At 58.2% G+C, this 23,765-nt stretch carries 15 protein-coding genes; 11 read left to right on the top strand and 4 right to left on the bottom strand.

All coding sequences use genetic code 11. The annotated features are described in order from the left end of the window. Nucleotides 1-127 precede the first annotated feature (127 nt). The 3 genes from coaE to uvrB are packed head-to-tail and all read left to right on the top strand — an operon-like array spanning nucleotide 128 to nucleotide 3,635. Nucleotides 128-769, top strand: coding sequence for a dephospho-CoA kinase (gene coaE / locus ACQRAJ_RS07350; RefSeq protein WP_427748193.1), 642 nt, complete (start codon nucleotides 128-130; stop codon nucleotides 767-769). Next, on the top strand, nucleotides 762-1,343 hold the full coding sequence (locus tag ACQRAJ_RS07345; protein ID WP_427748192.1) for a lytic transglycosylase domain-containing protein: 582 nt from the start codon (nucleotides 762-764) through the stop codon (nucleotides 1,341-1,343). The genes coaE and ACQRAJ_RS07345 overlap by 8 nt, the downstream gene beginning before the upstream one ends. Nucleotides 1,344-1,394: 51 nt before the next feature. Next, nucleotides 1,395-3,635, top strand: a complete 2,241-nt coding sequence (gene uvrB, locus ACQRAJ_RS07340) for an excinuclease ABC subunit UvrB (RefSeq protein WP_427748191.1) — start codon at nucleotides 1,395-1,397, stop codon at nucleotides 3,633-3,635. Nucleotides 3,636-3,700: 65 nt separating this feature from the next. On the opposite strand, the gene ACQRAJ_RS07335 is transcribed toward uvrB, so the two are convergent. The 4 genes from ACQRAJ_RS07335 to ACQRAJ_RS07320 form a co-directional block, all read right to left on the bottom strand. Continuing rightward, nucleotides 3,701-5,341 (bottom strand): NAD(P)/FAD-dependent oxidoreductase, encoded by a 1,641-nt coding sequence (locus ACQRAJ_RS07335; protein ID WP_427748190.1) that lies wholly within the window; start codon nucleotides 5,339-5,341, stop codon nucleotides 3,701-3,703. An 80-nt stretch (nucleotides 5,342-5,421) separates the two neighbouring features. Next, nucleotides 5,422-6,693 (bottom strand): NAD(P)/FAD-dependent oxidoreductase, encoded by a 1,272-nt coding sequence (locus ACQRAJ_RS07330; protein WP_427748188.1) that lies wholly within the window; start codon nucleotides 6,691-6,693, stop codon nucleotides 5,422-5,424. Further along, nucleotides 6,694-7,524, bottom strand: a complete 831-nt coding sequence (locus ACQRAJ_RS07325) for an Mrp/NBP35 family ATP-binding protein (RefSeq protein WP_427718672.1) — start codon at nucleotides 7,522-7,524, stop codon at nucleotides 6,694-6,696. Between the two features lie 145 nt (nucleotides 7,525-7,669). Next, nucleotides 7,670-9,823, bottom strand: a complete 2,154-nt coding sequence (locus tag ACQRAJ_RS07320) for an LTA synthase family protein (RefSeq protein WP_427748187.1) — start codon at nucleotides 9,821-9,823, stop codon at nucleotides 7,670-7,672. A 193-nt stretch (nucleotides 9,824-10,016) separates the two neighbouring features. Between ACQRAJ_RS07320 and uvrA the strand changes: the two genes are divergently transcribed. From uvrA to ACQRAJ_RS07280, 8 genes are all read left to right on the top strand, one after another. Continuing rightward, a complete protein-coding gene (gene uvrA / locus ACQRAJ_RS07315) occupies nucleotides 10,017-12,896 on the top strand; it encodes an excinuclease ABC subunit UvrA (protein ID WP_427728763.1) in 2,880 nt (959 codons plus the stop codon). A 134-nt stretch (nucleotides 12,897-13,030) separates the two neighbouring features. Further along, nucleotides 13,031-13,531, top strand: a complete 501-nt coding sequence (gene ybaK, locus ACQRAJ_RS07310) for a Cys-tRNA(Pro) deacylase (protein WP_427718664.1) — start codon at nucleotides 13,031-13,033, stop codon at nucleotides 13,529-13,531. 3 nt (nucleotides 13,532-13,534) lie between these two features. Continuing rightward, complete coding sequence (gene murJ / locus ACQRAJ_RS07305; RefSeq protein ID WP_427728764.1) at nucleotides 13,535-15,832, top strand: murein biosynthesis integral membrane protein MurJ; 2,298 nt, start codon at nucleotides 13,535-13,537, stop codon at nucleotides 15,830-15,832. A gap of 60 nt (nucleotides 15,833-15,892) precedes the next feature. Beyond that, complete coding sequence (gene uvrC, locus ACQRAJ_RS07300; RefSeq protein ID WP_427728785.1) at nucleotides 15,893-17,779, top strand: excinuclease ABC subunit UvrC; 1,887 nt, start codon at nucleotides 15,893-15,895, stop codon at nucleotides 17,777-17,779. Nucleotides 17,780-18,143: 364 nt separating this feature from the next. Continuing rightward, nucleotides 18,144-19,751, top strand: coding sequence for an ABC transporter substrate-binding protein (locus ACQRAJ_RS07295; RefSeq protein ID WP_427718660.1), 1,608 nt, complete (start codon nucleotides 18,144-18,146; stop codon nucleotides 19,749-19,751). A gap of 157 nt (nucleotides 19,752-19,908) precedes the next feature. Continuing rightward, on the top strand, nucleotides 19,909-20,865 hold the full coding sequence (locus ACQRAJ_RS07290) for an ABC transporter permease (protein WP_370450641.1): 957 nt from the start codon (nucleotides 19,909-19,911) through the stop codon (nucleotides 20,863-20,865). A 3-nt stretch (nucleotides 20,866-20,868) separates the two neighbouring features. Beyond that, on the top strand, nucleotides 20,869-22,884 hold the full coding sequence (locus tag ACQRAJ_RS07285) for a dipeptide/oligopeptide/nickel ABC transporter permease/ATP-binding protein (protein ID WP_427728769.1): 2,016 nt from the start codon (nucleotides 20,869-20,871) through the stop codon (nucleotides 22,882-22,884). Further along, nucleotides 22,885-23,712 (top strand): ABC transporter ATP-binding protein, encoded by an 828-nt coding sequence (locus ACQRAJ_RS07280; protein WP_154517508.1) that lies wholly within the window; start codon nucleotides 22,885-22,887, stop codon nucleotides 23,710-23,712. Nucleotides 23,713-23,765 lie beyond the last annotated feature (53 nt).

The following is a 23,765-nucleotide window of genomic DNA, read 5'->3' as shown; positions in this document are numbered from 1 at the left end:
TGCGCTATATACAAGCTGTGCCTTGTGAACGGACTCTTCCTTTGACTCTCTTACTGTTTGGCTGTTTTTTGAACCGTCGCTTTGTATTTGCGCGATAATTACTCGCATTGACGTTAGGGAGGGCTTGATGTTTACCGTTTTCGTTTTGGGCAATATTGCTTCGGGTAAATCGACTGCCTGCCGCTTTCTGGAATCTCGCGGAGCCCTGCTTATCGATTTAGACGTTCTTGCCAAATCGCTGTACGTACCGGGGTCGGATATCGTCAATGCTCTTGCTGAAGAGTTTGGCTGGGATATTTTGGACGAGGATGGCGGTGTTCGACGTAGCGTTCTCGCTTCTCGAGCTTTTGTTTCTCCCGATACGGTTGCAAGGCTCAATAGTATTGTGCACCCCGCTCTCATTGAGCAGCTTTCGCTGAGGATTCTCGATCCTGCTTGCTGTACGGTTTCGTCCCCCCGCTATCCCTTTGCGGCGGTCGAAGTATCTGCTCCGACTGGCTTTGAGGACGCCTTTGGCCTTGCGGATGAAATTATGGTTGTTAGCGCTCCTTTAGCGGTCCGTCGCGAACGCGCTATTCACCGTGGTATGGAGCCATCCGATTTTGATGCTCGCTGTGCTTGCCAACCCGATGAGTCTTCGCTTTGCAGTCTCGCCACGACCGTGATTGATAACGCAGCGGGCGACAGCTCGCTCTTTGAACAACTGGACGCGTGGCTTGCTCGCCATGGCCTTATGGATGCTATGGATAAGGAGACGACAGATGCCTAAGACGCGTTTCTTTACGTGGTATCGCCTTGTGCCGCTGGTTGTCGTTTTCATCTTTGGCCTTATCTCGCTCGTTTACTCGTGTGCTCCCGCCGCTTTCTTTAAACCGTTCTATCCGATTGACTATGAGGCGTATGTAAAGCAGTCCAGTATTTCGCATAATCTCGATCCGTATCTGGTGTGTGCCGTCATCAAGTCGGAATCAAACTGGGATCCCGAGGCGGAATCAAATCAGGGCGCCCAAGGTCTCATGCAACTTATGCCCGAAACCGCTCAGGATATGATCGCTAAGGGCCTTGTCGACGGGGACGAGTATTCAGCCGATGACCTGAATGACCCCGCTTCGAATATCGAATTTGGGTGCGCGTACCTCTCATACCTGTTGACGTATTTCAATGGGTCGACGGATAGCGCTATTGCTGCTTACAATGCCGGAATGGGCAATGTCGATGGGTGGGCGCAGCAAAACACATCGTTCCATAACGCGATTGCCTTTCCCGAGACGCAAGCCTATTTGATTCGTGTCAATAATGCCTGGGTTCGCTATAAGACCCTCTATCCCGACCGGTTCGTATAGGACTATGCCTGCCGCCTGCGTATACTGCAGATGTATGAGTTAGGAGTATCCATGGCGGATTTTGAAGTTGAGCGTGTTGGCGGAGAGCTCAAACGTTTTGGCGTTGAGGGCTCCGAGGTACCGTTTGAGGTCGTGTCTCCCTATGAGCCTGCAGGTTCACAGCCTAAGGCCATTGAGTCGCTTGTGCAGGGTGTGAGGGACGGAGACCGCTATCAGGTTTTGCTTGGCGTGACCGGCTCGGGCAAGACCTTTACCATGGCCAAGACCATCGAAGCTCTCGGTAAGCCAACGCTGGTCATGGCCCCCAACAAAACCCTCGCCGCCCAGCTTGCGAGCGAGCTCAAAGAATTCTTTCCCAACAACGCCGTGGTCTACTTCGTCTCGTACTACGATTACTATCAACCCGAAGCGTATGTGCCGCAAAGCGATACGTATATCGAGAAGGATGCTTCGATTAACGAAGAAGTCGAGATGCTTCGACATCAGGCGACCGCCTCGTTGCTTTCTCGACGCGATGTGATCGTCGTTGCTTCGGTGTCCTGCATCTATGGCATCGGCTCTCCTGAGGACTATGCGGGGCTGGCGCCGAATGTCGACAAGAAAGTACCGCTCGAGCGCGATGACTTTATCCATGCGCTCATCGACATTCAGTACGACCGGAACGACTATGACTTGGCGCGTGGCACCTTCCGCGTGCGCGGTGATGTTGTCGATGTGTATCCGCCCTATGCCGAGCATCCGTTGCGATTTGAGTTCTTTGGCGATGAGGTCGAGCTTATCGCCGAAATCGATGAGGTTACCGGTGAGATGCTTCGTGAGTATGAGGCTATTCCCGTGTGGCCGGCATCGCACTATGTGACCGAGAAGCCCAAGGTCAAGGCGGCCTTGAAGTCAATCAGTGAAGAATGCGAAAAACGCGTCGCGGAGCTTAAGGCAACCAATAAGTTGCTCGAGGCGCAACGTCTACAGCAACGGACCGATTATGACCTCGAGATGCTCGAGACCATGGGCTTTTGCAACGGCATCGAGAACTACTCTCGCCATTTGGACGGGCGTAAGCCGGGTGAACCGCCGTTTACCCTAATCGATTACTTTCCCAAGGACATGCTCTGCATCATAGACGAGAGCCATGTGACGGTGCCGCAAATTCGTGGCATGCATGAAGGCGACCGTTCGCGTAAAGTGACCCTGGTGGAGCACGGCTTTCGCCTGCCCTCGGCGCTCGACAATCGCCCGCTTCGTTTCGATGAGTTTGAGGCGAGAATCCCCCAGTTCATCTATGTTTCGGCAACGCCGGGCGACTACGAGCTGCGGGTGAGCCAAAACGACGTGGAGCAGATTATTCGTCCGACCGGCCTGCTCGATCCCAAGATCGACGTGCGTCCCGTTCGCGGTCAGATTGACGATCTTGAGGATGAGATTCGCGAGCGTGTTGCCCGCAAGGAGCGCGTGCTGGTGACCACGTTGACCAAGCGCATGGCCGAGGACCTGACCGACCATCTACTTGATGCGGGCATTAAGGTCAATTACATGCACTCTGATACGGCGACAATGGACCGTGTCGAGATCCTGCGAACGCTGCGCGAGGGCAAGATCGATGTTCTCGTTGGCATCAACCTGCTTCGCGAGGGCTTGGATCTTCCCGAGGTCTCACTGGTGGCAATTCTCGATGCCGATAAGGAAGGCTTCTTGCGCAACCGTCGTTCGCTGATTCAGACGATTGGCCGTGCGGCCCGTAACGCCGATGGCGAAGTCATCATGTATGCAGACGTTGTGACCGATTCGATGAAAGCGGCCATCGAGGAGACGCAGCGTCGTCGCGAGATTCAGATGGCATATAACGAAGAACATGGCATTGTGCCCAAGACAGTGCGCAAGGCCATCAACGACATCTCAAGTTTTATTGCCGAGGCCGAAAAAACTGTGGGCTCCAAGGGACGCTCGAAGGGCGACTCTCTTGGCCATGGCGCATTCTATACGCCCGATGAGTCGGGCGAGGGCGGTGTGCCGGAAACGGTGGCGCCCGAGCAGACACTTGCGGAACAGTTGGAAGAACTACCGCATGACGAGCTTGTGCGGATCGTCGAAACCATGGAAGAGGATATGCGTAACGCTTCTGCCGCCATGGACTTTGAGGAGGCGGCGCGCCTGCGTGATGCTGTCGTTCAGATTCGGGCGATGCTCGAGGGTGCGTCTGAGGACGAGACGATCGAGCGTTTGCGTTCGCAGGCCCGCAAGGGTTCCACGTTCGCATCGGGTAGAAAACGCCAGGGTGCACGGTTTAAGAAATAGCGAACAGGCCCCGAGCTCCATAGGGAGCTCGGGGCCTGTGTCTTTTGCGCGCTGGAATTCGTTCGCTAGAGGTCTGCGATCAGGGCTTCGGCACAACGGATACCGTCGGTGGCCGCGCTCATGATGCCTCCAGCATATCCAGCTCCCTCACCACAAGGGTAGAGGCCCGGGGTCGACACGGCATGGCACGTTCGGTCTCGGGTGACAGTGACCGGTGAACTCGAACGAGTCTCCACGCCGGTAAGAACGGCATCGGGGCGGTCGTAGCCCCGTAGCTTTTTTCCGAGTAGGGGAAGTCCCAGGCGGAGCGACTCGACGATATGCTGCGGCAGGGCTTCGTCAATTGCCGTCCAGGTCACACCGAGCGGATAGGTGGGCTTTACCTTTCCGGGCGCCTTGCTGGCGCGTCCTGCGAGGAAATCTCCGACGAGTTGTGCCGGTGCGTTCCAGTTGGAACCGCCCAGGCGATAGGCGGCCGCCTCGCAGGCGCGCTGGAGCTCGATGCCGGCGAGCGGGTCATCGTCGGGAAGGTCCTCGGGCGTGACGTTAACGAGCAGGGCGGCATTTGCGTTACGGCCGTCGCGGGCATTGAGGCTGGCGCCGTTGACGCACAGGTGGCCCTGCTCGGAAGAGGCGGCGACAACCTGCCCGCCGGGGCACATGCAAAACGAGAACACACTGCGGCCGTTGGGAAGATGGGCGACGAGTTTGTAGGGGGCTGCTCCGAGGGCAGGATGTCCCGCCGAGGCTCCATATTGGGCTCGGTCGATGTCGCGCTGCGGATGCTCGATGCGAACGCCCATGGCAAAGGTCTTTTGTGCGAGGGCCACGTCGTGGTCCTTAAGGAGTTCAAAAATATCGCGAGCAGAATGCCCGCAGGCGAGGATGAGGTGCTTTGTCTCAATTGGCTCGTAAGCGGCGTCTTGGGATGATTGGACATCAATACCGGTGATGGCGCCAGACGCGTCGATGCGAATGTCGACGAGTTTTGTTCGATAACGGACGACACCTCCGAGTTGCTCGATGCGCTGGGATATAGCGGTAACAACCGTGGGAAGGATGTCGGAGCCAATGTGCGGCTTGGCATCCCACAGAATATCGCGGGGCGCACCTGCCTCGACGAAGGTTTCGAGGATAAGGCGATGGGCGGGATTTTTGGTTCCTGTATTGAGCTTGCCGTCCGAGAAGGTCCCCGCGCCGCCCAGGCCAAACTGAATATTGCTCTCGGGGTCGAGGATGCGCTCCTTTAGAAAGAGGTCGATCGCCTGCGAGCGGCGAAATGCCGGGTCGCCGCGCTCGATGAGCAAGGGCTTCAGACCTGCTTCGGCAAGGGTGAGTGCGGCGAAAAGGCCGGCACATCCGGCACCGACGACGACGGGGCGCTCTTTGGGTGCGCCGGAAACGGGGGAGGGGAATGAAGGCTCATCGTCTTCTATCGCGCGTACGCGCGAGCGGTCACGCTCGGCAACGCTGTCGACCGCTTCTCGCTCGAGGTGGGGACTAGTCAGCTCAACACGAAAGCTCAGGATAAAATGGACGTCTCGTTTTTTGCGAGCGTCGATTGACTTGCGGTGGAGCTCGATGGACTTGATCTCGGAGTCCTTGCAACGCAGGACGCGCTTGGCGAATCGCTTGCCAACAATGAGGCAGGCATTTTCATCGCCGGCTTCATCGAGTGACGCGTTGACTTGGGTGATTTCGATCATCGAGGTCTCCTTAGAGGCAAGAAAGAGGCCGTCCGGTATCCCAGACGGCCCGAATGCGTTTTTGATTATAGACTGTGCGGCTACAGGCTGCTTGCAGCGCGAATGCCCGAGATCCAGGCCCACGCAAGGTTAAAGCCTCCGCAATCGGCGTCGATGTCGAGCGCTTCGCCGCAGACGTAAAGCGGGGCGTCGACAACGCTGCACGCGTGTAGACTGGGTGTTGAGATGCTCTCGACAGATACGCCACCACGCGTGACCTGCGCCGAGCGCTCCTCGGCTGTTCCCTCGACGAGCAACTTAAAGTGCTTGAGGATCGAGACCAGGTGGACGACATCGTTGGAGCCTGGATGGCACTGCTCGAACGCTGTGCAGACGACGCGGGAGAGTTGCGGGGCGAGCATGCCGTCGAGCCAACGGGGATCGCGGGGCGAAAAGCCGCCGAGCAGCTCAACGCGCCGGTTAAGCATATCGAGCAACTCGTCTTTAGAGAGGTCGGGGAAAACGTCGAGCAGGATCGTATCGCCGCGCTGGATACGACGGGAGAGGTTGAAGACAGCGACGCCCGAGATACCGAAGGTTCGAAACAGTACTTCACCGTCTTCGTGCCAGAGCTCACTATGGTTACGGGTGAGCGTCAAGCGGGCGCGGACGCGCAGACCATCCAACGTCTTGAGTGCCGCCCGATCGCCGACGACCGTTGCCGATACGGGGCAGAGGATGGGGCGCAGCGAAGTGAGGGGGAGGCTAAACGTATCGGCGATACCGGTGGGGTTGCCACCCGTGGCGATAATTACGGCATGTGCCTCCAGGGCCTCGTTCTTGCGAGGGACATCGGCGAGTGCTTTCCGAAGCGAGCGGAGCTCCGATTTTCGGTCGTCGTGCTTTTTTGCCTTGAGCGCCCGCGCTGGACGGTTTATTTGGAGTGCCCAGCCTTCGGAAGCTTTGTGCGCCGAGGCAACGTTGGCCCCGCAGATTAAGGTGATACCCAGGCGGTCGCAAACGTTGAGAAGCGCGTCGCGTACCGATTCGGCGCGAAGGGAGCGCGGGTACAGCCGGCCTTCCTCGGAGGTTGTCATGATGCCCAGCGAGGAGAAGAAACCCATAAGCTCTTGCTCGGGCTGGGGGCCCATGACGGATTCGACGAATGCGGGGTGGTTATACCGCTGAGGATCAATCGATTCGTTGGAGAGGTTGCAGCGACCGTTGCCGGTCGCAAGCAGCTTAAGGCCGCAGGCGACATCGCGCTCAACGATGCAGACGCTTTTACCCGCGCGCGCGGCCGTGATGGCGGCGGCGAGGCCTGAAGCCCCGCCGCCGATTACCAGGACGTCATAGAAGGCGCTCGTGTTCACTTAGGCCTCGTCGGTCTCGTGCGGGGCAATGGCCTCGACGGCAGAGACGGCCTGGGGCAACATGCCGTCGGGCAACGCGGTCTCGACCTCGCCCTTATCGCAGGCCTCGGCGAGTGCCGGATTAATGGGAAGCTGGCCCAAGATGTCGAGGTTATAGCGCTCTGCGACCTCGGGGAGCTTGCTCTTGCCAAAGACCTCGATCTTCTTGCCGCAGTCGGGGCACTCAATGTAGCTCATGTTCTCGACAATGCCCAGAATGGGGACGTTCATCTTCTCGGCCATGTTAACCGCCTTGGCGACGATCATCGAGACCAGATCCTGCGGGCTCGTGACGATGACGATGCCGTCGACGGGCAGCGACTGGAAGACGGTGAGCGCGACGTCGCCTGTTCCCGGAGGCATGTCGACCAGCAGGTAGTCGATGGGGCCCCACGAGGTCTCGCTCCAGAACTGCCTAATGGCGCCTGCGATGACCGGACCGCGCCAAAGGACGGGGTCGGTCTCGTTTTGGAGCAGCAGGTTGGAGCTCATGACCTTGACGCCGTGCTCGGAGATTTCGGGCAGCATAAGGTTGCCAAGGGCATGGACGTGGCGTCCGCTCATACCGAACATCTTGGGGATAGAGGGACCGGTGATGTCGGCATCGAGGACGCCGACCTTGTGGCCGTGACGGGCGAGCTCGGTGGCGATGGCACCGGTGACAAACGACTTGCCGACACCGCCCTTGCCGGAAAGCACGGCGATGACGCGTTTGACCTCGGACAGCGTGTTCTCCTCAAATTGCGACGGCGACGTTTGTCCGCCGGCGGCCTGTGCGTGCTCGCAACCCATGTATGACTCCTTTGTATATGTTGGGGCCGGGGCCCCGTGATGTGACACGAGCGTCATTGTACCCTCGTTTGCGAGCGGGAGTCATTTGTGATGCATTTGGGCCGAGCGTGCTTGCAATGCGATGGGCCCAAGCGAATGAGCGGGCTTACTGAACTTTGCTGGCGAACTCGAGGTATTGCATGCGCTGCAGCTTGTCGATCGTCGAGGCGTATGGGCTGTCTTCAGATTCCAAATCGTAGCGCAGCCCGTCGGCACCAAGATAGCCGGCGACATTGATGGTGGGCACATCTGACCTTGTTGCAAGCAGAGCCTTTTGATAGTCGGTGAGCGGGGCGCCGATCTTATTAAGGGTAATGGCTGCAATCTCGTTTGCCCCGACGGTGTCGTAGACGTTGAGCTCGGTATTGCCGGCGATTTCATAGTTAGCCCAGACGAAATAGGTCGACTGATAGATACGGAAAGCGTGGCTTGCCGTATCTTCCTGAGGGTACAGCTCGTCGTTGAGAGTCGCTGCGGCGCTCGGCTGATGGTCGCCAAAAAAGACAAGAACAACCGGTCTGCCGATATTGCGGAGCTCGTTGATAAAGTACTCGAGGTCCCGGTCGGATGCGTTGATGCAGGTAAGATAGGTGTTGAGCGCGCTATTGGCGCCCTCGCTGGCTCCCTCGACCCAATAGTTTGTCAGCTCTTCGGCGGGAACGGTGCCATAGTCGTAGCCGCCGTGATTTTGCATCGTGACGTCAAAGATGAACTGCGGGGCTTCGTCGGTTCTAAGCAGGTCGAGTATCTTGTCGTAGGTGGCGTAGTCGCATACGCCGGCATGGTAGCAGGGCGCACCTTCGAAATCGCCGATTGAAAGAAAGTCTCCAAAGCCCAGCTGCTGATAGATTTTATCTCGATGGTAGTTGACGGGGTTTTGCGGGTGCATAGCGGTAGCGGTATACCCAAGCTCTTTAAGGTCCTTTGCCAGGCTGTTGACGTCATTCATCTGATACAGCTGATAGGGGATTTTGCCTAATCCGACAAAGGCCGTTGTCGCTCCGGTCAAAAATTCGAATTCGGAGTTCGCCGTTCCGCCACCGGCGACCGAAGCGAACATGGTGCCGCGAACAAGCGTGTCGGGAAGCGAGTTGTAGAATGCGGGGCCGGTGTACCCGGCCGCCTGGAGCTGCTCAAAGCACGAAAGGTCGCTAAAACTCTCGTTCATGACGGCAACAATCGTCGGCTTGATTTCATTGAACTGGGCAACGGCCGCCGCGCGCTGCTCGCTCGAGCCATACGTGCTGTCGTAGGTGGCGGCGAGCTCCTGCTCGATGCTCTGCGCCTCATCGGGCGTATAGTCTTCGGGCTTCTCAATGGGCAACTCGTTGACCATTTCGGTGAACGAAGTGATAAAACCCTGAGACGCATACGTGGTGATGGGCTGCCAACGGTCAAATCCAAAATTCAGCGCCTGCTCCAAGTCGATGCTGGAAAAGCCCGAGAGCCCCACAACGGTCACTAGCAGAAAAGCGCAGAGGTTAGCGGCGATTGCGGGGAAGACATGGGTGGGCGTACGGAGCTTTCTCGGTCGGATAAGCGAAAGAAGCCCCAGGGAAATCTCTAACAGGGCTAGAGAGGTTACGATTCCGGCGGTAAAGGTAAACTCGTATCCCTCGCTCACTTCCATTGCGGTGCCAAGGGCCAAGATATCGCTTGGCAGGATGGCCTCGCCTTTAAACGTTATGACGAAGTGCTCGGCAATGCCAAGGATGCAACAGACGACGGGCACGAGGGCCATGACGCCTCCATGACGCTGTCCCAGCAAATAAAGGGAGAACAGAACCGTCGCGAGCAGCCCGACGGAAAACCCGAATGAGTTGGCGGGAATGCGATAGAACGTTTCGTTGCAGGCAATTTCGAGTGAAACGAACGAGAGCGCTGAAACAGCGGCGATGACAAGGATGTCACGGCAAATACAGGCAACCGTTCCCGTCGCAAGATCGGTTTGGTCGATAAGTCCCGAAACCAAGGGTTCGACAAGAAGTATGACGGCGGCAGCACCGAGCGCCGAATAAGAAAGGACCCATAGGGAACTGTCCTCATTTACGAGCAATTGATTCGTAATCCATGCAGCTACCATGCCGAGCGGAATGAGGAGCGTCGCGCACCAAAAGACGCGGGCAATGGGTGGCTTTTCATTGTGTTTAATTGAAAAATACACGCGCACGACGACGGTGGCCACGATAAGGACGGCGATGAATATGGGCAGATTGGCCATGTCGCTCGAAGTGATTTCAAGGGGGATATCTTCGGTCATGGACGTTCCTCTGTTACAGCAAATTAAGTTCAGTATTTGATTACTGTAACCTTTCCACGGCATTTCGAGAAACTAAGCGCCCGATACGCAAAGCTAAAGGTCTGCGAATCTTGTATTACGAACATCTGTGCGCGTCGAGTGCGCTAAACTCATCGACAGTATGATTCGATGCAATAGGAGGCAAGGAGCTTCCATGTCTGATTCTTCTATCGTTATTCGCGGCGCTCGTGAGCACAACCTCCGTGATATCGATGTTTCCATTCCGCGTGACCAACTCGTGGTCATTACCGGTCTTTCTGGCTCGGGCAAGAGCTCGCTGGCATTTGACACTATCTATGCCGAGGGCCAGCGTCGATACGTCGAGAGCCTTTCGAGCTATGCGCGCCAGTTCTTGGGCCAGATGGACAAACCCGACTTGGATTCAATCGACGGCCTTTCGCCGGCGGTGTCGATCGACCAAAAGACGACGTCTAAAAACCCTCGCTCGACGGTTGGCACCGTAACCGAGATTTATGACTATCTGCGCCTGCTGTTCGCCCGTGTGGGCACCCCGCACTGTCCCGAATGCGGCCGCGTCATTGAGCGCCAGACGACCGACCAGGTTGCCGACAAGGTCTTGGCGGCGGGGGAGGGTCGCCGCGCGTTTGTGCTGGCACCGGTGGTGCGCGGGCGAAAAGGCGAGTACACCAAACTGTTTGAGGACCTTCGCGCCGAGGGCTTTAGCCGCGTGCGTGTCGACGGTGAAGTGCGCTCGCTCGACGATCCAATCGATCTGGACAAGAAGTTCAAGCACGATATCGAGGTCGTGGTCGATCGCATCGTGATCCGTGAGAACTCTCTGGGCCGTATCGCCGAGTCCGTTGAGCAGGCGACCGCGCTGGCTCACGGCAATGTAAATGTGTACATGCTGCCCGATCGTGATGCTCCCGAGGGGACCGAGGGCGAGCTGCTGGAGTATTCGTTGGCCTTGGCGTGCCCGGAGCATGGACACTCCATCGACGATCTTCAGCCGCGTGATTTTTCGTTTAACGCTCCCTATGGCGCATGTCCTGAGTGCGACGGCCTGGGCTTTAAGAAAACCGTTGATGCCGAGGCGCTGATCGAGGACCCCTCGAAGTCCATTGCCGACGGAGTCTTTGGTAGCCTGTTTGGCAATTCGAACTACTACCCGCAGATTTTTGCTGCGGTCTGTAAACACTTTAAGGTAAGCGCCGATACGCCGTGGGAGGACTTGCCCCCTCGCGTGCGTCGTGCATTCTTGGATGGCCTGGGCGATACGAAGATCTCGGTTGACTACCAAAAGCTCGACGGACGTCGTAGCCAGTGGGATACCAAGTTTTCGGGCGTTCGCAACATCCTGTACGAACGCTATACCGAGACGACGAACGAGAACACCAAGGCGCGCTTGGAGAAGTACATTCGCGAGGAACCGTGCTCGAGCTGCCACGGCGCTCGTTTGCGCCCTGAGATGCTCGCCGTCACCGTGGGCGGCAAGTCCATTTACGAGGTTTGTTGCCTGTCGTGCCGTGAGTCGCTCGAGTTTTTTGAGGGCCTGGAGCTCACCGAGCGCCAACAGTTTATCGGCGGGCGCATCGTCAAGGAAATCCTGGAGCGCTTGCGTTTTCTGGTCGATGTTGGACTCGACTATCTGACGCTCGATCGTGCCTCGGCGACGCTTTCTGGTGGCGAGGCGCAGCGTATTCGCCTGGCAACGCAGATCGGCGCCGGCCTCATGGGTGTCCTGTACATTTTGGACGAGCCATCGATCGGACTTCATCAGCGTGACAACGAGCGCCTGATCAAAACCCTTGAGCGCCTGCGCGATATCGGCAATACCGTCATCGTCGTCGAACACGACGAGGACACGATCCGTGCCGCCGACTACGTGATCGACATGGGGCCCGGCGCCGGCGTCAACGGCGGACACGTAGTCGCGGCGGGAACGCCTGCCGATATCATGGCGTGTCCTGAGTCGATGACGGGCGCTTATCTGACCGGCAAACGAATGATCCGGGTGCCTGATGAACGGCGCAAGCCCGGTCGCGGCTGCCTTAAAATTACGGGCGCTCGAGCTAACAACCTCAAAAACGTTACTGCCAAGATCGAGTTTGGTACGCTTACGGTTGTTACCGGCGTGTCGGGATCGGGCAAGAGCTCCCTGGTTACCGACACCATTGCGCCTGCCCTTACGAATGCTATTCACCGTTCGACGCGCCCTGTGGGTCCGTATAAGAAAATCGAGGGCATCGAGTGTATCGATAAGGTTATCGATATCGACCAGTCGCCGATTGGCCGCACACCGCGTTCCAACCCTGCTACCTATATTGGCCTGTGGGATGATCTTCGCGCGCTGTTTGCGAGTACGCCGGAGTCGAAGGCGCGCGGCTACTCGCCGGGTCGTTTCTCCTTTAATGTGAGTGGCGGGCGCTGTGAGGCGTGCAAGGGCGACGGACAGATCAAGATCGAGATGCACTTCCTTCCCGATATCTACGTTCCCTGCGAAGTTTGCGGCGGTAAACGCTACAACCGCGAGACACTCGAGGTCACCTACCGTGGCAAGACCATCTCGGACGTGCTCGACATGAGCGTCACCGAGGCGCTGGCGTTCTTTGGGAATATCCCGCAGATTAAGCGCAAGCTTCAGACTTTGTATGACGTTGGCTTGGGCTATGTGAGTTTGGGGCAGCCTGCCACGACGCTTTCGGGCGGCGAGGCGCAGCGTGTGAAACTCGCCAAGGAGCTTCATCGACGCCAGACGGGCAAGACGTTCTATATTTTGGACGAGCCGACGACCGGCCTTCATTTTGAGGACGTCCGCCAGCTGCTCGATGTGCTGCAGCGCTTGGTCGATGCGGGCAACACGGTGCTGGTGATTGAACACAACCTTGATGTCATCAAGGTTGCCGACCGCCTGATCGATATGGGTCCCGAGGGCGGCAATGGCGGCGGAACCGTCGTGGTCTCGGGTACGCCGGAGCAGGTCGCGGCATGTTCGCAGAGTTACACGGGCAAGTTTTTGGCACCGCTGCTCAAGCGCGACCGCGAGCGTCAGGCACAACTCGACGCCCAGTAAAGAGACGCCGTCGTACGAGAAGCGCCACCGATTCCTTTCGATTCGGTGGCGCTTCTGTGTGTCGAGATGACGTATGCGGCTAAATTGGACATATACTTAGGCGTTACGTTCGAATGCGAGGGAAGGGACATGCCATGGCAAAGGCTGCAAAGACGCCGAAAACCAATGCGATGCGCGAGCTGGAAAACGCCGGCATCTCCTATATTCTCCATACGTATGAAGACGATGGCGATGAGTCGGTGGGTTTAGGCGTTGCAATTTTGGAACAACTTGGCGAGGAGCCTGGCCAGGGGTTTAAGACCTTGGTTTGCGTGACGCCGTCCAACGAACACGTTGTGTGCTGTATTCCCGTTGCCGACGAGCTTGACCTAAAGGCCGCAGCGCGCGCCGCTGGTGAAAAGTCGCTGACCATGATGCATGTCAAGGACTTGCTTGCCGCGACGGGGTATGTCCGGGGCGGCTGCAGTCCAGTCGGCATGAAAAAACGCTTTCGGACGCTGATCGATGAGACATGCGTCCTTTGGGATACCATTTTTATCTCAGGCGGTAAGCGTGGCTATCAACTTGAGCTTGCCCCCGACGACTTAGTTGCATTTTGCGGGGCGACGGTTGCCCCGATCACGAGAGAGGACTGAGCGATGCCGCAGGAAGAATCGAAGCGCGGAGCTCACTTTGCAAAGGGTTCGGCTTCTCAGACGCCCGCGCCTGAGGCTTCTTCGGTCGATGACCAGATTCGAAACGCTTGGTCCGTTGCTGCAGATCCAGGGGAGACGGCTGTGTATTTGCGTGCCGCCGGTGCCGGTACGGTGCCTCCCCGTACGATTCTCTCTTCGGCTCGCCCCGATGAGACGGCGGTGTTTTTGGCCGCGGCTCAATCCCGTGCCGGACGGATGCCTGACGCCGGGGCGTCTCGTGCGCCGCGTCCCGATGAGACGGCGGTGTTTTTGATGGCGGCTCAGGGAAAGGGCGCACTGCAGGGTGTCCCAGCCGATCGTCCCGCGAGGCCTGCAACCGACGGTGATGGCGAGCAGTTGCTTTTGGATGACGAGTGGTCACCGCTCGGCTCGACCGATCCGGTCGAGGGCGTTGCTGTTGAGGACGATGATTGGGATCTATTGTCGTTTTCTGGTCGAACCGCTGCCGCCAGGGAAGTTGACACGGTGTTTGGTAATAATGCCGTAGCTAACGATGACGCTTCGTTTGACAACGATGTCACGCCTGTTGACGGAGCTTTTTCTGCCGATGATGCCGTTTTGGTCGACGACCCCTTCGCGATAATCGATGAGCCTGATATCGAGGTTGATTCTCGACAACACACTGAAGTCAGCCCCCAATCACAGGACGACGTAGATGATATGGGCTCGTCGGACTACTCTACGGTTGGCCGTTCTGCCGGCCTCATGACTGCACTGACCATTGTGTCGCGCGTCACCGGGTTTATCCGTACTTGGGCTATGGCTGCCGCCATCGGCATGTCGCTGCTCTCGTCTTCCTATCAGGTCGCCAACAACCTGCCCAATATGCTCTATGAGCTCGTGATGGGCGGTATGTTGGTTACCGCCTTTTTGCCGGTGTACATGGGCGTGCGTCGTGAGCAGGGTCGCGACGCCTCAAACGAATACGTAGGTAATCTGCTCGGCATCCTGCTTTTGCTGCTGGGCGGCATTTCGGTGTTGGGCACCGTGTTTGCTCCGGGCTTTATCTGGACGCAGTCGTTCCTTTCGGGCGATGGCGGAAGCATGGATACCGCTGCATTCATGTTCCGTTTCTTTGCCATTCAGATTTTGTTCTACGGCTTGGGCTCGGTGTTCTCGGGCGTTCTTAACGCGCATCGTGACTACTTTTGGTCGACGTTCGCCCCGGTACTCAACAATGTGATTGTCATTGCGAGTTTTATGGGCTTCGCTCCCGTATCTGCCTGCTTTGGTGAGCAGGCGGGCGTCGTTTTGATTTCGCTCGGCACGACGCTTGGCGTTTTTGTCCAGATGGCGTGCCAGATTCCCGCACTCGGTAAGCATGGTGTCCGGCCTCATATTCATATCGACTTTAAGGATCCTGCACTGCGACAGACGCTCGCGCTCGGCGTCCCGACGTTGCTCGCTACGGTATGCATGTTCGTGTCGACTTCCATTACCAACGCAGCCGCGCTGGTGGTGCAGCCCGAGACCGGTCCTTCTGTAATTGCCTATGCGCGCCTTTGGTACACACTGCCTTATGCCTTGATAGCCGCCTCGCTCTCGACGGCGCTTTATACCGAGCTTTCGCACGATGCCCAGGAAAAGGATTATGACAGCGTGCGCGTTGGTATCTCGCGCGGCGTGGCCCAGATGCTCTTCTTCCTGATTCCTTTCGCGCTATATCTCATTGTGTTTGCCCGTCCGCTCAACATGATTTATTGCGCCGGCAAGTTCGACGAGTCGGGTGTGGCGCTTGTGTCCGAGTTTCTGGTTTATCTGGCGCTCTCCCTGCCGCTCTACGGCGTGGTCGTGTTGATGCAGAAGAGCTTCTCGGCGTTGCTCGACATGAAGCCTTATAGTCGCTATTGCCTATACTCTGCTATCGGTCAGGCTGGTTCGGTTCTGCTGTTTGGTGTGGTGCTGGGCTATGGCATGCCTGCGATTGCGATGTCGTATGTTGTCGACTATGTGATTCTGGTCGGCTGTTCGCTGTGGTGGCTGCGTCGTCGTCTGCAGGGTCTTCAGGTTAAATCTATTCTGCACGGCTGCTTCTATGGCCTTTTGCTCGGCGGCCTGGGTGCCGCAGCGGGTGCCGGCGTTTTGTGGGCGCTCGAGAGTTTTGTCGGAGCGCTTGGCGGATCGATTCTTATTACCTTGGGCTATGTTTGCATCGCGGGCATGGTTTCGCTTGCCGTGACTTTTGGCCTTGCCGTCCTTCTAAAGATGCCTGAGGTCTCCGCTCTTCTTCGCCGCAGGTAGGCAGTCGTGGCAGGTCATGACAACATTCCAACGCTTGCCGAACAGGTTTCGCGTGTGCCCATGCAGCCTGGCTGCTACCTTTGGAAAGATGCCAAGGGCGATGTCATTTACGTTGGCAAGGCTAAAAATCTGCGCTCGCGCATGCGTCAATATGTGACGCTGCAGGACGAGCGCCAAAAGATTCCACTGATGATGCAGCTGGTTGCGAGCTTTGACTATATCGTTGTCGAGAACGAGCACGAGGCGCTGGTGCTCGAGCGCAACCTGATCGGTCAATATCATCCGTACTTTAATGTCGACCTTAAGGACGATAAGAGCTATCCCTTTATCGCTATCACCAAGAGCGATCTGTTCCCAGCTATTAAATATACTCGTGAGCGTCATAAGCCGGGAACGCGTTATTTTGGTCCCTACACCGACAGCCGCGCGGCGCGCGAGACCATTGATACGCTGCGCAAGGTAATCCCGATCTGCTCGGCTTCTTGTGCGGAATGGCGTCGATGCCGCCGTATCGTCGAGTCCCACAAGGGCGAAGAAGATATCGTCAATATGATTTGCGCTCAAAACGGGCGTCCCTGCTTTGACTTCCATGTTGGCCGCGGTCCGGGGGCATGCGTCGGTGCGATCTCTCCAGCCGACTATGCTAAAAACGTTAAACGCGTCGAGCGATTTTTGTCGGGCCATCGTAAAGATGTCGTTGATGAGCTTACATCCGAGATGACGGACGCCGCCGAAGCGCTCGATTTTGAGCGGGCGGCGCGCGTCAAGCGTCGCTTGGAAGTTATTAGGGGCTTGGACGACCGACAGCAGGTCGTTTTTCCGTCGAGTGTCGATCTCGATGTGATTGGTTTCTATCGAGAAGAGACCATTTCGGCCGCCTGCGTGTTTGTTGTGCGCGAGGGGCGAACGGTTCGAACCTGTGAGTTCATTCTCGATAAGGGCCTGGATGTCGATGAAGAGGAGCTTCAGTCGGGCTTTCTCAAGCGCTATTACGACGAGACGGCTGATATTCCAGCCGAGGTGAACCTTTCCGTCGAGCTTGAGGATGCGGAGGCGCTAGGGGAATGGCTTTCGGACAAGCGCGAGCGTTCCTGTCATCTCCATAGGCCTCAGCGTGGCGAAAAACACCGGTTGCTCGATATGGCATCTAAAAATGCGCGTCATGCCCTCATGCGTTATATGATGCGCACGGGATACGCCGACGATCGCACCAATCGAGCGCTCCTGGAGCTTGAGAGCGCCTTGGCGCTACCTGCGCCGCCAATGCGAATCGAGTGCTTCGATATCTCTACGCTTCATGGCACCTTTACGGTCGCCTCGATGGTGGTGTTTACCAACGGCCACGCCGACAAGAGCCAGTACCGCCGCTTTAAAATCCAGGCCGAATTGGACGAGGCGAACGACTTCGTTTCGATGTCCGAGGTTTTGGGGCGTCGCTATGCTCCCGAGCGGATGGGCGACGAACGTTTTGGCTCGCGCCCCGATTTGCTCGTTGTCGACGGCGGCAAGCCGCAATTGACGGCTGCAATTAAGCAACTTGAGGCCCTTGGGCTCGATATACCAGTTTGTGGTTTGGCAAAGGCCGATGAGGAGGTTTTCGTGCCTTGGGACGAGACTCCTGTCGTACTTCCGACCGGGTCTGCGTCGCTCTATCTCATCAAGCAGGTGCGCGACGAATCGCACCGTTTTGCCATCACGTTCCATCGCGAATTGCGCGATAAAGCCATGACGGTTTCGGTACTCGATGACGTTCCAGGCGTGGGACCCACTAGAAAACGTGCAATTATGCGCCATTTTGGCTCGATGAAGCGGTTGCGCGCGGCGAGTGAGCAAGAGATCGCGGAAGTTCGCGGCATACCTGCCGATGTTGCCAAGGCGGTCCACGAGGCGCTCGTTGCATGGAATGCCGAGCGCGCCGAGGCAGCGGCTGGCCATTCCGATAGCTAAACACGAGCCTAAACAACTGATATACATGATTGCGCGATTTTCAACCATTTATTTCGCCATGATTGCCTGCTGGTTTCGGGTTTTATTAACGCTAAAACGTTTGACTAACCCAAGCGAAAACCCTGCTATCCTGCGGGTTGACGAAGACTGATATCTCACCTCGCCGATACATACTGTCTGCTGTATCGTTTGTCAACGAATTCGGTGAACGGTAGTAAATACCGTTCAAGCGTATGTATGTATCGGTCGCCGAGCGCGGCACCTCAGTTGGGTTTGTCGGTAGGTAAGGTATATATCGTCCGCAAGTTGCGCGGGGGCAAGTTTAGGTGCTCCCGGGTAAGATTCTCTATTGATAGGAGAAGACATGGCCATCATCAATAAGGGTATGTCCAGGCGTTCGTTCCTTGGCCTCACCGGCAGCGTCGCTGCTGTCGCCGGCTTTGGTCTCACTGGCTGCGGTGGCAGCTCTAGCGACGAGGGTTCCGCTCCCGCCGATTCCGCCAACCGTGGCGGCGGCGTGATCACCGCCGGTTCCGCTTACGCTCCGTCCAGCTTCGACCCCGCCAGCACCGGCTCCGCCGTGGGCCTGGGCGCTAACTGGCACGTCGTCGAGGGCCTCTACGGCATCGATTACCACGACTACAGCACTTTCAACGAGCTCGCCACCGATGATCCCAAGTCCGTGGACGACACCACCTTCGAGGTCACCATCCGCAAGGGCGCCAAATTCTCCGATGGCACCGAGGTTACCGCTGACGACGTCGTCGCCTCCTACACCGCTTGCGCCGCTTCTGCCACCTACGCTCCGTTCTTCCAGCCTTTCGAGTCCATCGAGGCCAAGGATGCCAGCACCGTGACGGTCAAGACCAAGGTCCCCAACTTCTCCCTGCTCAAGGATCGTCTGGCCATCATTCGCGTTACTCCTGCCGCCCAGAGCGAGGAGGATCGCGCCAAGCAGCCGATCGGCTCCGGCCCCTGGATGTACGATTCTATCTCCGATACCGAGATCACCCTGGTTCCCAACCCCGAGTACAACGGTGAGTATGCTGCCGAGGATAAGAAGATCCAGTACAGCATCCTGACCGACCCCACCGCTCGCGTCACCGCTCAGCAGGAAGGCTCCACGCTCGTCATGGAGCTCGTTACCGCTGACGCCGTCGACCAGCTCGAGGGCGCCGGCTGCAAGATCGACAACGTCCAGGGCTTCGGCACCCGCTTCATCATGTTCAACGTCGCCAAGGAGCCTTGGAACGACGTCAAGGTCCGTCAGGCTGTCATGTATGCGCTCGACACCGAGAAGATGATCAGCAACACCTTCGCCGGCCTTGCTACCGCTGCCAGCTGCTACCTGCCCAAGAGCTTCACCAACTATCATGAGGCCTCCACGGTGTACAAGACCGACGCCAAGAAGGCCAAGAAGCTTATCGAGGAGTCCGGTATCACCCCGGGCGCCATTACCCTGCGCACCACCGATAACGAGCAGATCAAGGGTATGGCTGCCCAGGTCAAGAACGACCTCGACGCTCTCGGCTTCGATGTGACCATCCAGACCGATACCTCGCCGGCCACCTATGCTGCCATCGACGGCGGCGAGGCCTACGATATCCTCCTTGCCCCTGGCGATCCTTCCTGCTTCGGCGCAGACCCCGACCTGCTGCTCAACTGGTGGTACGGAGACAACGTCTGGATGCAGACCCGTTGCCCGTGGAAGGAGTCCGCTGAGTGGCAGAAGCTCCACGGCCTTATGGACGAGGCTCTTGCCGCCGAGGGCGACGAGCAGCAGAAGAAGTGGAACGAGTGCTTCGACATCATCGCCGACAACGCCGTTCTGTACCCCGTTGTCCACGTTAAGACCGTCTCCGCTTCCTGGAACGACCCGTCCACTGCGCCCAACGGCGAGGCCCTCGATGGCTTCAAGGGCATCGGCACGACGAGCATGTCCTTTAAGGGTGTCGCGACCGTCAAGGCGTAAGACTCGCTTGAGTCTATATGCAGGATGTCGGCCGTTGGGACCGTATCCTCATAGTTGAAACAAAGACCCGGGCGGCAACGATGTCGCTCGGGTCTTGTAATGAGTGTCCGTACTCATATACCAGTTGGTCCTACCGACAAAAGAAAGGGGAGAGAACGTGAACAACTTTCTACGTTTGATTGGAAGGCGTCTCGTGGCGCTGCCGATCATGGCATTGGGCGTCACCGTCCTGGTGTTCTTCCTTATGTCGTTCTCCAAGACCGACCCCGCCTACACGGCGTTGGGTGACGGTGCCTCGCCCGAGGCGGTTGCCGAGTACCATGAGAAGTATGGTCTGGACGACCCCTGGCCCGTGCGCTACGTGCGCTATATGGGCAATTTGATCCATGGCGACATGGGCACCTATGGTGCTGCTCGCAACTCCGTTGCCAAGCGCATCTCCACGGCCCTACCCGTCACGATGCAGCTGACCTTCATCGGTCTTGCCATCGGTGCGGTCGTATCGTTTTTGCTCGGCGTCATCGCGGCACTGTATCGCGATAAATGGCCGGACCAAGTGATCCGCGTCTTTTCCATCGCCGGCTTGGCAACCCCGTCGTTCTGGCTTGCCGTTCTGTTGATCCTGCTGTTCTCTTCCTACCTTAAGGTACTCCCGGCATCGGGTGCCCTGCCGCACTTCACCACGAATCCGGCTGGCTATCTGGGACGCATGATCATGCCCGCCATCGCCTTGGCATTTCCGCTGACGGGTCAGATGACTCGTATCGTGCGTACCGCCATGGTCGAGGAGCTCGACAAGGACTATGTCCGTATGGCTCGCGGCGCCGGCGTTCCCGAGAAGGTCGTCGTCGGCATCAACGTTCTTCGCAACGCGCTGATCACCCCGGTCACCACCCTCGGTCTTAAGATTGGCTATCTCATGGGCGGCGCCGTCGTCATCGAGGTCATCTTCAACCTCCCCGGCATGGGTACTGCGATCCTGCAGGGCGTTCAGGGCAACGAGGCGAACCTGGTTCAGGGCGTCGTCATCGTCGTTGCTCTTGCCTTCATCATCATCAACATCGTGGTTGACATGCTCTACCTGCTCATCAACCCGCGCATCAGGACGGTGTAGATTATGGTAAAGATTCGAGAGAAGCAAACCGAGCAGCTCGAGAAGGCTGCCTCCAAGGGGCTCAAGCTCGGTGGCTGGAAGAAGATGACGCTGTCTTCTAAGATTGCCGCCATCGTGCTGGTGCTGGTCGCCCTGACTGCGATTCTTGCCCCCGTTCTTGCCCCCTATAGCCCGGTCGAGATCTTTACGGCTCGCCAGGCTCCCGGCAACGGGTTTATCTTCGGAACCGACGACAAGGGCCGTGACATCCTTTCGCGTATGCTCTACGGTGGCCGTTACTCGCTGATCATCGGCTTTGGTGCTACCGCTATGGCTCTGGTCTGTGGCTCCGTTGTCGGTGCTCTTGCTGCGGTTTCGCGCAAGGCCGTCTCCGAGACGATTATGCGCATCCTGGACATCATCATGTCTGTCCCGGGTATCGCCCTCGCAGCCGTCTTCGTTTCCATCCTGGGCAACTCCGTGCCGTCGATTATCTTTGCGATCGGCTTTATGTACACCCCGCAGATCGCCCGTATCGTGCGTGCCAACATCGTATCCGAGTACGGTGAGGACTATGTCCGCGCGGTCATCGTCTCCGGCGCCAAGGCTCCGTGGATTCTGATCAAGCACGTTCTTCGTAACTGCATTGCCCCGATCATGGTCTTCACCGTCACCCTGGTCGCCGACGCCATCATCTTCGAGGCTTCGCTGACCTTTATCGGCGCTGGCATCCAGGAGCCCACTGCTACGTGGGGCAACATCCTCGCCGACGCCCGCGGTGGCGTGCTCGCCGGTCGTTGGTGGCAGGCGCTGTTCCCGGGTCTGGCCATCATGATCACCTGCCTGGCGCTCAACATCCTCTCCGAGGGCATTACCGACGCTATGGCCGCTGCTCCTTCCGCCGCTCTGGATCCGACCGATTCCTCCAAGCGCCGCGAGGCCGACCTGCTGGTCTCCGACCCCGTTCGCGCCTACAAGGAGCAGGCCCAGTCCCTGTCCGCCCGTCTTGGCGCCCTGCGCGATGTCGAGCTCAAGCGTAACGACCGCCATGTGCCCGATGAGTCCGTTGAGCCGATTCTTTCGGTCCGCGATTTCTGCATCCAGTTTGAGCACCACGGTGATATCAACGTGGTCGACCATGTCAACTTTGACGTCCGTCCCGGCCAGACCATGGGCCTGGTAGGCGAGTCCGGCTGCGGTAAGTCCATCACCACGCTGGCCATCATGGGCCTGACCGATGAGGACGAGCATCTTTCCGGCGAGGTCCTCTGGGAGGGTCGTGACCTGCTCAAGATGAGCAAGAAGGAGTGGTTCGGCCTGCGCGGTACCGATATCGCCATGGTCTATCAGGACGCCCTGTCTTCGCTCAACCCCTCTATGCTCATCTCCGCCCAGATGAAGCAGCTCACCAAGCGCGGCGGCACCCGCAGCGCCGAGGAGCTCCTGGAGCTCGTCGGCCTCGATCCCAAGCGTACGCTCGAGAGCTATCCGCACGAGCTTTCCGGCGGACAGCGTCAGCGCGTTCTGATCGCTATGGCCCTTACCCGCGACCCCAAGCTGGTCATCTGCGACGAGCCCACGACCGCTCTGGACGTTACCGTCCAAAAGCAGGTCATTAAGCTGCTCAACGATCTTCAGGCCAAGCTCGGCTTTGCCATGATCTTCGTTTCGCATGACCTGGCGTTGGTCGCCGAGGTCGCCCATAACATCACGGTTATGTACGCCGGTCAGGTTATCGAGCAGGCGCCCACCAAGGAGCTGCTCACCAACCCGATTCACGAGTACACCCGCGGTCTTCTGGGTTCCGTTCTGTCCATCGAGAGCGGTTCGGGCCGCCTGCACCAGGTGCCCGGCGCCGTCCCCAGCCCGCGCGATTTCCCCAAGGGCGATCGCTTCGCGCCCCGCTCAAGCCATCCGCACATCGGCCTGGACACCCGTCCGGTCTTCAAGCGCGTGCCCGGCACCGAGCACTTCTATTCCGAGCTCCCCGATGAGGTGCTCAAGGCAAATGGTTTGACCCCTCATGCGGAGGTGATGTAGATGAGCGAGACTGCGGTCAACGGCGTCGAGCCGATTATCTTCCTTGACGATGTCCACGTCACCTTTAGGACCCGTACCGGTTCGATCCTGCACCCCAATCTGGTTCATGCCGTCCAAGGCGTGACCATTAAGCTCATGCCCGGTCAGACGATCGGCATCGTCGGCGAGTCCGGTTGCGGCAAGTCCACCACTGCTAATGTCATGTGCGGCCTGCAGGCCCCCACGAGTGGCAAGGTCTACTTTAAGGGCAAGGACGTCACCAAGCGTACTGCCGAGGATCGTCGTCACATGGGCCGCGTCATCTCGGTCGTGTTCCAGAACCCCGCGACGGCACTCAACCCTCGCATGGTCGTTCGTGAGCAGCTGCTCGACCCCATGCGCGTCCACAACCTGGGTACCGAGGCCGAGCAGGAGAAGCGCGTTAAGGAACTCCTGGAGCTCACCGGTCTGCCCAGCTCTGCCGCCGAGGTTCTTCCCGGCCAGCTTTCGGGCGGTCAGCGCCAGCGCGTGGCAATTGCCCGTGCCCTGTCGTTGAACCCTGACGCCATCATCGCCGACGAGCCCACCTCGGCTCTGGACGTTTCGGTCCGCGCGCAGATCCTCAACCTGTTGACCGATCTTAAGAAGGAGCTCGGCCTGGCCATGGTGTTCATTAGCCATGACATCCAGACGGTCCGCTACATCTCTGACGACATCATCGTCATGAACGGCGGCAAGATCGTCGAGCAGGGCGAGGCCAAGCAGGTCTTCCAGAACCCGCAGGACCCCTACACCAAGATGCTGCTCGGTGCTGCGCCGTCGCTGCTGCACCCCAAGCTTGGCGAGTAGGTTCGCTTTCCCTCCTGTGCGCCCGGCTCCCTTGCCGGGCGCACCCTCGTTGC

The organism is Collinsella sp. SGI.184, from assembly GCF_050313415.1.
Lineage (GTDB): Bacteria > Actinomycetota > Coriobacteriia > Coriobacteriales > Coriobacteriaceae > Collinsella.
The sequence above is the reverse complement of the archived record's forward strand: the minus strand, read 5'-3'. Positions and strand labels throughout refer to the sequence as shown.

Excerpts from the sequence above, each read along its gene's own strand:
- ybaK (WP_427718664.1), top strand. The coding sequence starts at position 13,031 with ATGGCAAAGGCTGCAAAGACGCCGAAAACCAATGCGATGCGCGAGCTG.
- ACQRAJ_RS07280 (WP_154517508.1), top strand. The coding sequence starts at position 22,885 with ATGAGCGAGACTGCGGTCAACGGCGTCGAGCCGATTATCTTCCTTGAC.
- ACQRAJ_RS07320 (WP_427748187.1), bottom strand. The coding sequence starts at position 9,823 with ATGACCGAAGATATCCCCCTTGAAATCACTTCGAGCGACATGGCCAAT.
- uvrB (WP_427748191.1), top strand. The coding sequence starts at position 1,395 with ATGGCGGATTTTGAAGTTGAGCGTGTTGGCGGAGAGCTCAAACGTTTT.
- murJ (WP_427728764.1), top strand. The coding sequence starts at position 13,535 with ATGCCGCAGGAAGAATCGAAGCGCGGAGCTCACTTTGCAAAGGGTTCG.
- ACQRAJ_RS07295 (WP_427718660.1), top strand. The coding sequence starts at position 18,144 with ATGGCCATCATCAATAAGGGTATGTCCAGGCGTTCGTTCCTTGGCCTC.
- ACQRAJ_RS07325 (WP_427718672.1), bottom strand. The coding sequence starts at position 7,524 with ATGGGTTGCGAGCACGCACAGGCCGCCGGCGGACAAACGTCGCCGTCG.
- uvrA (WP_427728763.1), top strand. The coding sequence starts at position 10,017 with ATGTCTGATTCTTCTATCGTTATTCGCGGCGCTCGTGAGCACAACCTC.
- ACQRAJ_RS07285 (WP_427728769.1), top strand. The coding sequence starts at position 20,869 with ATGGTAAAGATTCGAGAGAAGCAAACCGAGCAGCTCGAGAAGGCTGCC.
- uvrC (WP_427728785.1), top strand. The coding sequence starts at position 15,893 with ATGCAGCCTGGCTGCTACCTTTGGAAAGATGCCAAGGGCGATGTCATT.
- ACQRAJ_RS07335 (WP_427748190.1), bottom strand. The coding sequence starts at position 5,341 with ATGATCGAAATCACCCAAGTCAACGCGTCACTCGATGAAGCCGGCGAT.
- coaE (WP_427748193.1), top strand. The coding sequence starts at position 128 with ATGTTTACCGTTTTCGTTTTGGGCAATATTGCTTCGGGTAAATCGACT.
- ACQRAJ_RS07345 (WP_427748192.1), top strand. The coding sequence starts at position 762 with ATGCCTAAGACGCGTTTCTTTACGTGGTATCGCCTTGTGCCGCTGGTT.